The organism is Mesorhizobium sp. M0317, from assembly GCF_040321555.1.
In the GTDB taxonomy this organism is placed as follows: Bacteria; Pseudomonadota; Alphaproteobacteria; order Rhizobiales; family Rhizobiaceae; genus Mesorhizobium.
Genome location: NZ_JAMYRV010000018.1, coordinates 55,310 through 69,602, shown reverse-complemented (window position 1 = coordinate 69,602; position 14,293 = coordinate 55,310). Strand labels below are relative to the sequence as shown.

Sequence of the window (14,293 nt, the reverse complement as noted above, 5' to 3'; positions counted from 1 at the left end):
AGCGCTCCCGCGCGACACAATCCGGCAACGGCACTATGTTTCTGTTCGTGCGCGTTCGACGTCCGAATTAGCTCACCAGCGGTTGGGCCGGTCAAGGCCGCAGCCCTCCACTCCCAAGACGATGCGCACCCTTATGGCTCTGGCCCTTGCATGACCCTCCGCATCATCTCCGCCACGCTGCGCGATCTCTCCTACATCGCCGCAAATCTGCGTGCCGAGGACCGGGCCGAGATCGACTGCCAGCTTGACCATTGGTCGCCGGCCCTGCTGGCGGTCACCGCGCTGCAGGGCTTTGCCTATGTTGCCGAGCTAGACGGCAATCCGGAGGCCGGCTTTGGCGCTGCCGAACAGCGCGGCGGGCTGTGGATCGCCTGGAGCTGGGGCACGCGCCGCATGAAGCGCTGCGTGCCTGGCATCACCGGCCACTTCCATGCGGTGCTTGGGCCGAAGGTTGCGGCGCGGGGCGCCTGGCGGGTCGAGGCGCGGGCGCTCGCCGCCAACGAACTGGCTCTGCGCTGGCTCGGCCGGCTCGGCGCCACCCAACGCTGCCGGTTGCCTGGATATGGCCGCAACGGCGAAGACTTTTTCCTCTACGACTGGACAAGAGAAGGCTGGAACCATGTGTCTCTTTCAAAAGCCGCCGGCGCTGAAGCCGCTGCCACCGACCCCGACCATTGAAGACAAGGACGTGCAGGCGCGCGAGGCCGCCCTGCGGACTGAACTCGAACAGCGCCAGGGCACGGCGGCGACGGTGAAAACCGACCTCGCGCCCGGCGACCTCACCGGCCAGCGCCGCGTTTTGCTGGGGGTATGACCATGACCGCGATGAAACGCAGTTTCAGCAAGCGCGTGCTGGCGTGGTGGTACTGGCGACGGCATGCCGGGCTGGTGAGAAGGCGGTGATTGGCTGATCTCCCCCCGTGTGGGGGAGATGCCCGGCAGGGCAGAGGGGGGCGCTGTCCCGCCGACTTTATCCGCTTAACGACAGCCTTCCACGGCATTGTATCCGAAAGGCTGAGATGCCGGCGTCCCTTCGCGCCCCCCTCTGTCCTGCCGGACATCTCCCCCACAAGGGGGGAGATTGGCTAATCGCCGCCGCGCTTCTTCTGCATCTGGCAATGCTCAAGGCCATGGGAGACAACGATCTCCTAGACCGTAACCGTCGCGTGCAATTCGTCATCTCTCAGCGGCTTGACAATCGCTCCTCAGGCGCCATGCTGCAGTGCAACATGGCTAGCTACGAAACCAGCATCATCAAGTCGTCGCGCATCGAATGCCTGGACGGGCTTCGCGCGCTTGCGGCGATCTGGGTGCTGGTCGGGCACTGCATGCTTTTGACCGGCTGGCAAATTCCGATCGTCGGCGAACCGGATCTCGGCGTCGACCTGTTCATCATGCTGTCCGGCTTCCTGATGGTGTTCCACTATCAGCTGCGCCAGGAAAAGGAGCCTTGGCTAAGACCGGAAACCTGGCTGAAATTCTGGACGCGCCGCTATTTCAGGATCGCGCCGCTGTTCTATGTCATGCTTTTCCTGGCGCTGGCGCTTGGCCCCTATCTCTACGATTGCAGGATCATCATCGACGATTTCCTCTCCAGATCGCACCAGGCGCCGGAACGCTACCTCGACGGCAGCCTGAAAAACATCGTCGCTCATCTCACGTTCCTGTTTGGGCTGGTGCCGAACCTCGCCTATCGCACGCCGCTGCCTGACTGGAGCCTGGGGCTGGAGATGCAGTTCTATGCCGTGTTCCCGGCCGTCATGCTGCTGGTGCGCAGGCTGGACTGGATGAGGAGCGCCCTTGTGGTCGCGGCGGCCGGCTGCGTCATCGTGTTTGCGATGCGGCTGTTGTCGATCCATTTTCCGATGCCGTCCTTTCTGCCGCTCAAGATACAGATATTCCTGTGCGGGATGCTGCTGGCCGGAGTCGTGCATTAGCGCCAGCCGCGATCTATCCTGTACTTGGCACTGGCGCTGCTGCTGGCGGCGCTGCCCTTTGGCGGCGACCAGGGGCTGGGCAAGCTTCTGGTGCGTGAAGCGCTGGTGGCGGGCTTCTTTGCGCTGGTTCTCTACCGCATGCTGCCTGGAAGGGCGGGAACGCTGGCGCGAGCGATCGCCGTGACGCTCAGCAACCGGTTCTTCCACCTGATGGGCGAGCTTTCCTTCAGCATCTACCTGATCCATCTGCTGGTGCTGCAGCCCGTCGCGGCGTTCGTCATCAGTGAGTTCGGCCACCAATTGTCGGCGCCGCTGCGCTTCGCCATCGTCGTTGCCGTTGTGCTGCCGACGGTGACGTTGCTGTCCTGGATCACCTACACTTTGATCGAGGTCCCCGGCCAGAAGGCGGGCCGCTTCGTCGTCCAGCGCTTTGGCCGGAAAACTGCGCCGGTGCTCGAGGGCATCAAGCGCAGCGCGTAGTCGGCTGACTCTGCCGATCTCCCCCCTCGAGGGGGAGATGTCGCCGAAGGCGACAGAGGGGGTCGGTGCGACCGGACGCGACCTCCCAACACCGACAGATGACGCTAGCGCTCTACGCGCGGCGACCCCCTCTGGCCTGCCGGCCATCTCCCCCCTCAAGTGGGGAGATTAGCTGCTTCGCCGTCCATTCACATCCTACCCAGCGAGCCCCCTCATGACCGATTCCCGTGCCCGCGATATCCTGTCCCGCCAGTCCGAGCTCGAGACCGAGCGCTGCCAGTATGAGGCGGTGTGGGAGCAGGTGGCGGAATTTTGCGATCCCGATGCACCCGATGTCTGGAGCGGCCGCAGGTCAGGCGGGCCGGACTCGCAGGCCGAGCGGCAGGAGCGGCGCGGTGCTCGCGTCTACGCTAACACCATCAACTCGGCCGCCAATCGCCTCGCCGCCGGGCTCGAAAGCCTGATCATCCCGCAGTCGGAAAAATGGCACGGGCTGACCACCGCAGAAATGAACGACGAGGAGACCGACGAGGAGAAGGAATGGGCGGAAGGCTTGCGCGACTTCCTGTTTGCGCTGCGCTATTCCGCCAACTCCAATTTCGTGCCGGCCACGCAAGCCTGCCTGCGCAATGTCGTGCGTTATGGCCCGGCCTATCTCTATGCCGAAGAAGGCTTTGGCGGCACGCTGATCCGCTATGCCTCGATCCCCGTGGTCGAGGGCTATCTCGCCCGCAACCGCTGGGGCCAGGTCGACATTTTCCACCGCCGCTACGAGCGCACGGCAAGACAGGCGGCGCAGCTGCTCGGCTACGAAAAAATGCCGGCGCGGATCAAGATGCTGGTCGACGATCCCGCCAAATGCGAGACGAAAATCTCGCTGATCCAGTGCATCCAGCCGCGCGACGAGCGCAAGATGTACCGGCTTTCCGGCGACTACCAGTATCTCGACACGGCATTCGCCTCCTATCACGTCATCGAGGACGAGGAGGAGATCGTCAGGGAAAGCGGTTTCCGCTCCTTCCCGGTGTCGACATTCAACTGGCGCCGCTACGAGGGCGATCCCTATGGTATCTCGCCGACCATCGAGGCGCTGACGACGGTGCGCGAGGAAAACGCGGTGCGCCGCTCGGGCCTGCGCGCCCTGCAGCAGATCACCGATCCGGCAACCGCGTCCAAGGCCAGGCTCGATTATGTCCCGGTGCTCAACCCCGGCGAGAATTATCCCGGCCTCATCGACGACAATGGAAGGCCGCTGATCCAGCCGATCGCGACCGGACAGAACCCGACCTACGCCTTCAACTATGCGGCGAGCCGGGCGGAGGAAATCCGCGACATGATGTTCGTCAATTTGTTCCAGACGCTGGTGCAGAACCCGCAGATGACGGCGACGGAGGCGCTAATCCGCCAGGAGGAAAAGGGCGCGCTGCTCGGCCCCTCGGGCTCGATCATCCAGGCCGGGTTTGCCAGCAATCTCGACCGCGAGCTCGGCATTTTGGAAGACAAGGGCCTCTATGACGAGGACAGCCGCTTCGCGCCGCCGGAAAGCCTCGCCGGCAAGTCGGTGCGGCCGACCTTCACCGGCCCGCTCGATGTGCTCAGGCGCTCGGCCGAAGCGCGCGACACCATCCAGGTGGTGACGACGGCCATGCAGATGGCGCAGTTCGATCCCGGCATCATGGACAATATCGACGGCGACGAGGCGCTGAAGATCGTGCAGAGCGCCGGCCGCAGCCCGCAGCGCATCTTTCGGCGCAAGGAGGAGGTGGAGGGTCTGCGTGGAGCAAGAGCACAGGCCCAACAGGCACAGGCCGGCATGGCGGCGATCGCCTCCGCCGGCAAGGTCGCCAAGGACGCGGTGCCGGCAGCGGTGCAGGCGCGCGACAGCGGGTTACTCGATGCATTGATGCTGCAGGCGGGCGCCGGCGGGCAAGCGACGGCCGTGCCGGCCGCGCCGGGCGCTGGCGGGAAGGCGACGGCCGTTCCGGCCGCGCCGGGGCAGGGCGCATGAGCGCCAAACGCTTCGCCCGCGCCAGTCAGGCCGGCGGCCCCGCCAAGGCGCGCGACGCGCTGACCAAGGCCTATCTCAGGGTGTTCTCCGGCGAGGACGGCGAAATGGTGCTGGCCGACCTCGCGGCAACCGTCGGCTACTACCGCCGCCCGTCCTATGGCGAGTGGATGGCCAGGACGAGGACGCCCAACGGCTTCGAACTGCACAGCGCGCTCAGCAACGCGCGGGCAGAAGTCGTGCAGCACATAATGGGGTTTCTGACGCTGGACGAGACGCAGCTGGCTGCGCTGGAGAAGGCGGCACGGGCGGAAGGGTAGGCGGCATCCGCAAAGCTGCCAATCTCCCCCCGTGTGGGGGAGATGTCCGGCAGGACAGAGGGGGGGCGCTGTCCCGCTAGCGTTTGCCGTGATTGCAGCTGCTCCAGGCAATATTTCGGGATATGCCTCCGGACCTGGCCACAAATGCACATGTCGCAGACGGCATGCCGATCCCCTCGGCTGGCCGTTTCTGGCCTTTAGATCCGGCCGGGATCATTCTTTTTCATCCCTTCCTCGACCATTGCTCGTTTCGCACCGCTACCTCAACCAATCACGCCGCATGGCTGGAAGATCACCGTCGCCAGTCGAATGGCGGCAATGCCTTCGCATTGCTTGGTGGTGCGCTCAATCATTCTGTTAGCCGCGTATGGGCTGGGTACTGGCAAAGAGCGGAATAGTATTGCAGAAGAGGCGATTGTTGAGATTCTGCTGAATGTGCCCGCGTGAATAGCAAAATTGGCCGGCATCCCCGTCTACCTTGGCAGGCAGATGACCCACAGCTCATTCTTTCGCACTGTCGATGGAGCGAGTTGAAGGGAACCTATAAAAAATCGGCAAAGGAGGCGGCTAGAGGGACAGAGATATACGAGCGCGCCAAGAAGCAGTTTGACGAAAGCGCCGCCGCTGATTTGGTCGACCAATGCGTGCGTCAGACTGTGGTTGAGCAGATAATTGATCTTGTTCTCGCCAAGAAGAAACCCGCTCGGATAGTGATTCCTCACCCGGAATATGATCCTCACGATATGGACGAAGGAGGAAATGCCCTTCGCCCGACAAATGCGCTTCCATTTGCCTACGCCGCATATCTCGCCCAAGAAATGGACTGCCCCATCGATGACCAGATCATCGAAACGGCGCGTCCGGGTCGCACGAAATTGAAGCGGTTCCCACGGTTTTTGTGGCAACCAGCCTTCGCGGGAGAGGTGCGACAAGATTGCACCTATGTCTTGGCCGACGACAATTGTACCCTTGGCGGCACGTTGGCGACGCTGCGGAACTACATCCTTTCGAAGGGTGGAACCATCGCGGCAGTTACAGCTTTATCAACCAATGACGGCCTACACTGTCGTTTTCCCATTGCTGGGAATACGGTTGATGTGCTTAAGTCGACTTATTCTGTGGACATTCGTCCCTCTGGATAGAGGAAATTGGCCACGACATTCGGTGTCTTACAGAGAGTGAAGGAACATTTCTGGCCGACTGGCCAAAAAGAAACCCAAGCTCCGATGGGGCCAGCCCATTTCAACGACTCAGAGATCGCCTCGCTGCGGCAGCAGCTAAAGGCGAATAGCGATTCTGCGCTTAAAATCCGCGCCGCGCGTGGCCACAAGGTTAACCCCCGAATCTTAGCGGCACGCAAAGCGGGCGCTAACGTCTAAACTCGTCTCTCGACGCGCTCTGTCTCCTTGGCCTTCCGCCTTCGCCGCACCTTCGCGGTATTGACGCACTGCCTGATCCGCTCGACTAGCGACGGCTCCCAGCCCCTCAGTTGAACAATGCGCTGGGCCGTCTCCTTGCTGCCTTCCGCCTCGCACTTCAGGATTATCCGTAAAGCTCGCCTTTCCGGAAGCGGCAGGGCTGCCGCCGCAATGGCGCGACCTCCGCGCGATTCGCCACAAGCGTGTTTATCGCGTGTTCGTATCGGGTCGAGCGAACGATGGGGGCAGCTCTTGGCATTCCCGGATTTTATGTGAAGCCACCAGGTAGCGGCAGTCGGAATGTTGGTGCGTTTGCTACATAAGACCGCAATTTCGCGGATTGAGCTTCGGCAACGCCAGCTTTTCAGATGGTGGCGCCGCCCCTCATCCGCCCTTCGGGCACCTTCTCCCCGTGAACGGGGAGAAGGTGGAGCCATTCCTCAATAATCGTTATTGTAATACCGGTCGTCGCAGGGCGCGGTGTAGATGCGGCCGTAGCGATCCTGGTAGCGGCAGAGCTGTTCGCCGCGGCGCTGCGGCGTGGTCGACTGGCCGATAACGGCGCCGAGCAAGGCGCCGCCGGCAGCGCCGATCACGGTGCTCTTGGTGTTGCCGCCCAGCGCCTGGCCGGCAAGTGCGCCGACACCGCCGCCGATGAGCGCGCCGTTGGTTGCCCTCTGCTGCTGTTCGGTCTGGGTCGCGCAGCCTGCCAGGGCGGCAGTCATGAGCACGGCGGCAATGGCTTGTCTGATGATCATCGTGGAACTCCTTTGAAGCCCCAAACGCGGATTGGAGCGAATGGTTGCCAGTTGCTGGCGCATTGCGGCCAAACGGCGGCATGCTGGCTCACGAAATGCGACATGGTTTCTCAGGCCTTGAAGATGATGGTCGCCAAAGCGGAAACGCCTTGCGCGAACAGGGCGATAGCGCCTCGGATTGAATCGAATTCCGAGGCCGCTGTGCCGCCTGACTGCTGGATACCAGCGGCGGGTTGAAGCCGGCCCTTCGCTGTCGCTTCGGGCGTTCGTCGTTCGGAAAGCCAAGCAATTGGCTTTCCGTGCGCTGCGCGCACCACTCCTCACCCCCCAAGAATGGAGATACCAATGACCCGAGGTCTTCCCAGGACGCTGTCGCGCGCCGCCGCCCGCGAGGCCGGATCTGCCCCGCCCAAATTCGGCCTCAAGGCCGTCACCACGGGGCAGGGCGGCTCGTACCGCACCGTCTTCACGCTTGCCGGCATGCAGGTGCCGGTCGCCGACGCGCTGGCCTATGCCAGCCAGAAACTGCTCGATTTCGCCGACGGCAAGGTGCGCATCAAGGGCGGCACGGCCAGACTGCAATTTGCGGTACTGACCACCCGCGCGGCGACCATCAACGACAATGCGGCGCTGACCTGGTCGCTGGGCTCGGCGGCGGCATCGAGTGCGACGCTGGCAGGCGCCATGGTCAATGTGCTGGCTTCGACGGCGCGCACGCTCGACGGCGCGGGCGCCGTGCTGTCGACTGCCTCGATCGCGGATGTCGCTGCTGCAGTGACTCTGGACGGCACGGTGACGCCAGCCGACCTCTATCTCAACCTGGCGTTTGCGACCGGCACCGATATCGATGCCGATGGCACGCTGGCGGTGACGGGCACGATCACGCTGCTGTGGGAGAACTGGGGCGATAACGCGTAGGCGGTGATCTCCCCCCTTGAGGGGGAGATGTCGCCGAAGGCGACAGAGGGGGTCGGTGCGACCGGATGCGACTCCCATTCTGCGACAGATGAGGTCGGCGCTCCACGCGCAGCGACCCCCTCTGGCCTGCCGGCCATCTCCCCCTCGAGGGGGGAGATACCAAGCTTCGCCGCCGGCTCCTTCTAACAACAATCAAAGGAATCCACTCATGACAGATCTGGCAGATGCCGGGTCCGTGGCGGCGCGTGCGCAGCCGGCGGGCAACCCAGTACGGCCACCGGCAGGCGCGGATAACGGGTCCGCCGCGCCTGGCGCCAAAAGTTGGTTTGACGGTCTTTCCGAAGGCAACCGCAAGCTCGCTGAAGCCAAGGGCTGGACCAAGGCCGAAAACCTCGATCGGGTTTTCAATTCCTATGCGGAACTGGAGCGGCAGCAGGGTGAGAGCCTGCGCGTTCCAGCACCCGACGCATCCCCGGAAGACTGGCAGAAATTTCATGCCCGGCTGCCGGAGACCATGCGTCCGCTGACATCGCCCGACAAGGTCGAGTACAGGCGGCCCGACGGCCTGCCTGAAAACTTCGCTTATTCGGACGAGCTTGCCCAGGCGTCCAAGGCCTGGGCAGTCGAGGCCGGCGCCACGCCCAAAGTGGCGCAGGCCTATCATGACCGCTTCGTCGGCTACATGGCCGAACAGGCCGCGCGCCAGGACATCGCGCTTGCCCGCTCGGTCGAGGCCACGCATGACGATCTCGTGCGCGACTGGGGACCGACCGACAGCGATGGCTTTCGCCAGAAGCTGGAGGTCGCCAACCGGGCGATGAAGAAGCTCGGACTGGTCGACGCCTATAAGGCCAAGGGCATCCTTCTGCCGGACGGCGCATTGACCGATCCGCAGATCGCCAAGGCGTTCCATGCCGTCGGCGAGGCGATGTTCAGGGAAGACACGATCGACGGCGGCGCGGCTTTGAGCGGCGGCAATCCGTTCAAGCGCAACGCCGCCGGTGACCGCAACATTTCGGCGATTTCAGCCCTTGTCAAAAGCGACCCCGCCCGCGCCCGGCGGCTGGCACGCGAGGCCGGTGAAAACCCGGACCTCTGGATGCCCAACAATCCCCTTTAGTCCTCCAAAGCTTGCCGCCACATTAAACCTCAAAGGAAGTGAAAAATGGCAGACGCCTATACCCGTATCGCGGACGCGATCGTTCCGTCCGTTTATGCCCAGTACTCGTTCGAGGAGCATGTCCAGTCGCTGGAAATCTTCCAGGCTGGCATCCTGTTCAACGACCCGGCCACCACCGCCAAGCTGTCGATGGGCGGCCGTTCCGTCGACATGCCCGGCTGGAAGGATCTCGGCAACGATCCGTCGGAACCCGTCAATGACGATCCGGCCGATTCCATCGAGATGAAGAAGATCGGCGCCCGCCGCGAGGTCGCCGCCCGCAATGTTCGCGCCCAGGCCTGGGGCGTTCCGGACCTGACCTCGATCCTGGCCGGCGACGATCCGCAGAAGCTGATCGTCAAGCGCCAGACCGAGTACTGGCAGCGCGCCAACAAGCTGACCCTGCTCGGCATCCTGAAAGGGGTCGTGGCCGACAACATCGCCAACGACGGCAGCGACCTGGTGCGCCTCACCGGCGCCTCCATCGTCGACACCGACATCATCGAGGCCGCCTATCTGATGGGCGACCGCGCGGACAAGTTCAAGACGATCTGGATGCACTCCAAGCAGATGAAGGCACTGAAGCTCGCCGATCTCATCGACTATGTTCCGTCGTCAGAGCAGGGCGGGCCGCTCATCCCCTACTACATGGGGCTGCGTTGCGTGGTCGATGACGACATTCCGGTCGCGGCCGGCGTCTACACCGCCTTCATGTTCAAGGACAAGGCGATCCTGTGGAACGAGCTTCCGGTCAACACGGAAGGCGGCCCGCTGGAGTTCGACCGCAAGCCGCGCCAGGGCCATGGCGGCGGCGTCACCGAGATGGTCGGCCGCAGGCACTTCGTCCCGCACGTGCCCGGCACCCGCTTCCTCGACGCGTCTTCGGCCGGCGAGTTCGCCACCGACGCCGAGCTCGCGCTGGCGGCGAACTGGGACCGCACGGCGTCCAGCGTCAAGAACATGACCTTCATCGCGCTGAAGACGACCGAGGCGTAGTACCTTTCGTCCGGCCAGCGGGTCGCCGAAACTGCTGATCTCCCCCCTTGCGGGGGAGATGTCCGGCAGGACAGAGGGGGGTGTGAAGGATCGCCAACTTCCGGTCCCTTTCAACCCCCTTCAACCCACAACCGCTTCTCCAAATTACGTCAGGTCGGCGGGACAGCACCCCCCTCTGGCCTGCCGGCCATCTCCCCCGCAAGGGGGGAGATTGGCGCTCCGCCATATGCCCCTGCCCAATCAACCACCATCCACGAGGCGCTGATCCATGGCCATCACCCCGCTCGACATCGCCAATATGGCGCTCGCCGTCCTCGACGAGGCGCCGATCGACAGTCTCGACCAGGACGTCAAGGCGGCGCGCCTGCTCAACCTGCATTTCGACCTGACGCGGGAAGCCGAACTCGCCAGGCACGTCTGGGTGTTCGCCATCCTTGCCGCCAGCGTCGCCGGCGCCGACACCGGCAGCGGCAATTGCACCTTGAACTTCGCCTATGAACTGCCCGCCGATTGCCTGCGGCCGCTGCCGCTGACCGCAAATGGCGAGCCGGACGGCGTACCGATCTCCTGGCGCCAGGAAGCCGGGCTGATCTACTGCGACCGGTCCGGTCCATTGATCATCCGTTACATCGCCAACCTCACCGACCCGAACGACTGGGACGCGCTGTTCACCGAAGTGCTGGTGGCAGCCCTCGCCATCAAGATCGCGCATCCCTTGACGCACAAGGCGGGCATGATCGACATCGCCCGCTCCGCCTATGACCGGGCGCTGGACGCGGCCTTTGCCGCCAACGCCATCCAGCGCGGCGGTCGGCTCTACACCTCATCCTGGGCGCAGCAGCGCGGCGACTTCAGGGTGTCTGCCCGATGACCGCGCTCTACCCTATCCAGGACGTTTTCACCCGTGGCGAAATCAGCCCGCGCCTGCACGCGCGCGCCTCACTCGATCTCTATCGTGCGGCGCTGTCCAAATGTGAGAACTTCGTCACGTTGCCGCATGGCGGTATCCGCGCCCGCGGCGGCAGCTATTTCGTCAACGAGGTGAAGAATTCGGCCAGGAAGACGCGCGCCATCCCCTTCATCTTCTCCTCCGAGCAGGCCTACTGCCTGGAGTTCGGCGACCTCTATATCCGCGTCTATGCCTATGGCGCCCGCGTCGGCACGGTCGAGGTGGCCTCGCCCTATCTGGAGGCCGATTTGTTCGACCTCGCCTATGTCCAGTCAGCCGACCAGATGTGGATCACCCACAAGAACTATGCGCCCAAAGTGCTGACCCGCACCGCCCACACGACATGGACGCTGGCAGGTTACGAGTTCCTCGACGGCCCTTACGATCCAATCAACACGACCGGCACCACGATGACGCCGGCCAGTTACGGCTCGTACGTGCCGAAGATGACAGGCTTGACGGCTCCGGCCGGAACGGCTTTGGCCAGCAACGGTTCCGCGTCAGCGTGGGCGATTTTCGACAAGGACAGCAGAACAGGTGCGGAGATCGGTGCCGGCACCAATGGCTGGGTCCAATATCGGCAGGCGAGCGGAGCGCAGAAGGTTTGCAACGCCTACTGGGTGCAAGCCATGAACAGCGCGTCGGAAGCAGAAAACATGCCGACGCAATGGGAAATCCAGGGCTCGAACGACGGATCGACATGGACAACCATCGACTCGCGGATTGGCCAGATAGGCTGGGGTAACTCCGAGCGTCGGTTCTTCGAGTTCTTCAACAAGGCCGCCTTTGAATATCTGCGCATGGACATGGACGGTGGCGGCGGCTCTGACAGTACCAGAACCGACTTCGCCGAATGGGCGCCGAACGAGGACGGCGACCTGATGACGCCGTTCAATCTGACGGCGTCATCGGTCATCGGCATCAACGATGATACCGGGTTCCAAATATCGGACATTGGCCGCGCCATCCGGCTGCTCGGTTCGGATGGGCGGTGGCGCTGGGCCAAGATTGCAGCGCGCACGAGCGCGACAGTCGTTACCGTTCGTCTGTATGGCCATGCCTTGCCCGATCTCAGTCCGATCAGTCGCTGGCGGCTTGGTACCTTCGTGCCCGGAAAATATGTCGAGGCGGGCTCTCTCTACGAAGAGCGATTGGCCTTCAGTCGAAAATTCTCCGTCTATGCATCGGCGACCGGCGACTTCGACAATTTCGCGCTCGGCGAGGAAGATGACGACGCGCTGGAATTCGTCCAGGCCGGCGGCGGCCAGGCCAACGACATCGTCTGGATCGCCGATTCCGATGGTGCGCTGCTGATCGGCACGTCGGGCGGTATCAGGGCACTGTCCGGCTCCGGCATCGACGAGGCACTCACCCCGTCCTCGTTCAAGAACCGCCGTTCGCGCACCTTTGGCTGCGCCCGCATCCGCCCGGTCGATGCCGGGCAGTCCTTCCTCTATGTCACCCGCTCGCGCAAATCGATCGCCGAGCTGACGCAGAGTTCTACAGCCAAATTCACCTCCGATGACATCGGCCAGATCTCGGAACATATCCCCAAGCAAGGCGTGGTCGAACTCGCCTTCCAGACCGACCCCGACCCGATGCTGTGGTTCCCGCTCGAAAATGGCGAACTTGGCGGCTACACCCACCAGCCGAGCCAGGAGGTGCGCGGCATGCACCGCCATCGCTTCGGCGGCAGCTTCGCTGGATCCGCCCCCGGTCAACCCACTTGGGCGGTCGTTGAAAGCGCCGTGGTGACGCCTGGCCAGAACGGCGTCGACGACATCTGGCTGATCGTCAAGCGCACCATTGGCGGGGTGACCAGGCGCTACATCGAAATCATGACCACGCCATTCGAATACGGCATGCTGGAGGATGCCTTTCAGGTCGATTGCGGACTGACCTATTCGGGTGCACCCGTCAACGTCGTCTCCGGGCTCGGCCATCTCAACGGCCAGCTGGTCGACGTGCTGGCCGGCGGCAAGGTCTATCGCGGCCTGCCGGTTGCCTCCGGCCAGGTGGCGCTGCCCGCCGGCGCCACAGCTGGGAAGTGGCAGGTCGGGCTGCCCTTCCAGTCCGAGGCCAACACGCTGGAACTCGACGTCGGCGGCCAGGACGGTTCCGTCATCGGCCGCCGCAAGAAGGTGGCGAAAGTCATCCTGTCGCTGCTCGAGACCGACACCACCGGGCTGCAGGTGCAGTCCTTCCTCCGCGGCCGCTGGGAGAGCGTGCGCATGCCGAGCATCGTCGCACCCGACGGCAATGCGAAACTCTACACCGGCAATGTCGATGTACCGGTCGACGACAGCTGGGAAGGGCAGGGCAGGGTCCGCATCCGCCACCTCAACCCGACGCCCTGCACGATCCGGGCGTTTACGCCGGTATTCGACGCCGAGCCGTAGAAAAACTAGATGCGGCAATAGTCAACGCCGAGTTCCCGCCCACCCCCCTCTGGCCTGCCGGCCATCTCCCCCGCAAGGGGGGAGATCAACGGCATCTTTGCCTTCGCTAATCGCTGACGTAGCAAGACTGGCGAGCCTGCTCGAGCTGCCAATCTCCCCCCAGGCGGGGGAGATGTCCGGCAGGACAGAGGGGGTGCTGTCCCGCCGACGTCACCATTCTCGCACCATTCCCACCAAGGACCCCACCCCAATGACCCCCCATGCCGAGACCCTCGGCAAGGCGCGGACGGCTGCCGATTTCGCGGCCGTCATCGCCTTGCTCGACACCGACATTAACGACGCCGTCGTCCGCAGGCGCGCGCTGGAGCAGGCCGAGGACCGGGCCGTCTTTGGCGACGGCGACCTGGCCGCGGCGCGCGCCGCGCTCGATGCCTGCAACGACGTCATCACCTTGCTGGAAAAAACCATCTGCGTCGCCGACACGCGCCGCATCGACGCCGCCGAGAGCGAAGCCCGCGCCGACATTGCCGCTCTTGGCGACGAGATTGCGGCCAAAGCCGCCACCCTGACCGAGCGCTGGCGCAACGCTGCCCGGCTGGTCGAGCTGCTGCGCCAGGAGCTGTTCGAGGCCGATGCGCTCGTCCGTGCCATCGCCACCGCCAATGGCCTGTTCGACGCCGCCAGCGTCGCCGAGCTGAAGATAAACCTCACCGCTGCCCGCCGCGCCGCCATGGCCGGCGCACGGGCAGCCGCACCCGCTCGCCTCAGCCGCGCCGGGCTGCAGGTCGACCGGCTGCTTTTGTCCCTGCTCGCTGCCGGCGGTCCACTCGACCCGCGCCCGCAGCTTGGCGCGCCGGTCGCCGGCGTCAAAAGCAAGTTCATTCCCGCAATCAAACCCATTCCCGCGAGAAAACCCATTCCTGCAATCAAACCCCTGGGCGAACGAGGCTGACC

General features: G+C 63.9%; 14 protein-coding genes and 1 pseudogene. 14 read left to right on the top strand and 1 reads right to left on the bottom strand.

Annotated elements, in window-relative coordinates; genetic code table 11:
- Positions 1-150: 150 nt before the first annotated feature.
- From NKI88_RS15105 to NKI88_RS15070, 8 genes and pseudogenes are all read left to right on the top strand, one after another.
- Positions 151-678 (top strand): hypothetical protein, encoded by a 528-nt coding sequence (locus NKI88_RS15105; RefSeq protein WP_023743326.1) that lies wholly within the window; start codon positions 151-153, stop codon positions 676-678.
- A 10-nt stretch (positions 679-688) separates the two neighbouring features.
- Entirely contained in the window at positions 689-814 is a 126-nt protein-coding gene (locus tag NKI88_RS15100; RefSeq protein ID WP_023740006.1) for a hypothetical protein, read from the top strand.
- A gap of 415 nt (positions 815-1,229) precedes the next feature.
- Positions 1,230-1,937 (top strand): acyltransferase family protein, encoded by a 708-nt coding sequence (locus tag NKI88_RS15095; protein ID WP_352655912.1) that lies wholly within the window; start codon positions 1,230-1,232, stop codon positions 1,935-1,937.
- A 24-nt stretch (positions 1,938-1,961) separates the two neighbouring features.
- Positions 1,962-2,417, top strand: a complete 456-nt coding sequence (locus tag NKI88_RS15090) for a hypothetical protein (protein ID WP_352655910.1) — start codon at positions 1,962-1,964, stop codon at positions 2,415-2,417.
- 214 nt (positions 2,418-2,631) lie between these two features.
- Positions 2,632-4,425 carry a portal protein gene (locus tag NKI88_RS15085; RefSeq protein WP_352655908.1) on the top strand — a complete coding sequence of 598 codons (1,794 nt, stop codon included), beginning with the start codon at positions 2,632-2,634 and terminating at the stop codon, positions 4,423-4,425.
- Entirely contained in the window at positions 4,422-4,742 is a 321-nt protein-coding gene (locus tag NKI88_RS15080) for a Bbp19 family protein (RefSeq protein WP_031194382.1), read from the top strand. The genes NKI88_RS15085 and NKI88_RS15080 overlap by 4 nt, the downstream gene beginning before the upstream one ends.
- Before the next feature lie 269 nt (positions 4,743-5,011).
- Positions 5,012-5,140 (top strand): annotated as a pseudogene (locus NKI88_RS15075) (IS1595 family transposase); the annotation flags it as partial.
- A gap of 132 nt (positions 5,141-5,272) precedes the next feature.
- On the top strand, positions 5,273-5,884 hold the full coding sequence (locus NKI88_RS15070) for a hypothetical protein (protein ID WP_352655906.1): 612 nt from the start codon (positions 5,273-5,275) through the stop codon (positions 5,882-5,884).
- A gap of 716 nt (positions 5,885-6,600) precedes the next feature.
- On the opposite strand, the gene NKI88_RS15065 is transcribed toward NKI88_RS15070, so the two are convergent.
- Positions 6,601-6,918, bottom strand: coding sequence for a YMGG-like glycine zipper-containing protein (locus tag NKI88_RS15065; protein WP_023735878.1), 318 nt, complete (start codon positions 6,916-6,918; stop codon positions 6,601-6,603).
- Positions 6,919-7,263: 345 nt separating this feature from the next.
- On the opposite strand from NKI88_RS15065, the gene NKI88_RS15060 reads away from it, so the two are divergent.
- The 6 genes from NKI88_RS15060 to NKI88_RS15035 all read left to right on the top strand — a co-directional run bounded on the left by NKI88_RS15060 (position 7,264) and on the right by NKI88_RS15035 (position 14,291).
- A complete protein-coding gene (locus tag NKI88_RS15060; protein ID WP_352655904.1) occupies positions 7,264-7,836 on the top strand; it encodes a hypothetical protein in 573 nt (190 codons plus the stop codon).
- A 208-nt stretch (positions 7,837-8,044) separates the two neighbouring features.
- On the top strand, positions 8,045-8,956 hold the full coding sequence (locus NKI88_RS15055; protein ID WP_352655902.1) for a hypothetical protein: 912 nt from the start codon (positions 8,045-8,047) through the stop codon (positions 8,954-8,956).
- Between the two features lie 45 nt (positions 8,957-9,001).
- A complete protein-coding gene (locus NKI88_RS15050) occupies positions 9,002-9,991 on the top strand; it encodes a hypothetical protein (RefSeq protein WP_023753150.1) in 990 nt (329 codons plus the stop codon).
- Positions 9,992-10,259: 268 nt separating this feature from the next.
- The gene (locus tag NKI88_RS15045; RefSeq protein ID WP_023739171.1) at positions 10,260-10,862 is read left to right on the top strand and encodes a phage connector family protein; all 603 of its coding nucleotides are present in this window, start codon (positions 10,260-10,262) and stop codon (positions 10,860-10,862) included.
- Entirely contained in the window at positions 10,859-13,339 is a 2,481-nt protein-coding gene (locus NKI88_RS15040) for a phage tail protein (protein WP_352655899.1), read from the top strand. The genes NKI88_RS15045 and NKI88_RS15040 overlap by 4 nt, the downstream gene beginning before the upstream one ends.
- A 250-nt stretch (positions 13,340-13,589) precedes the next feature.
- Positions 13,590-14,291 (top strand): hypothetical protein, encoded by a 702-nt coding sequence (locus NKI88_RS15035; protein WP_023739173.1) that lies wholly within the window; start codon positions 13,590-13,592, stop codon positions 14,289-14,291.
- The last annotated feature ends 2 nt before the right edge of the window (positions 14,292-14,293 follow it).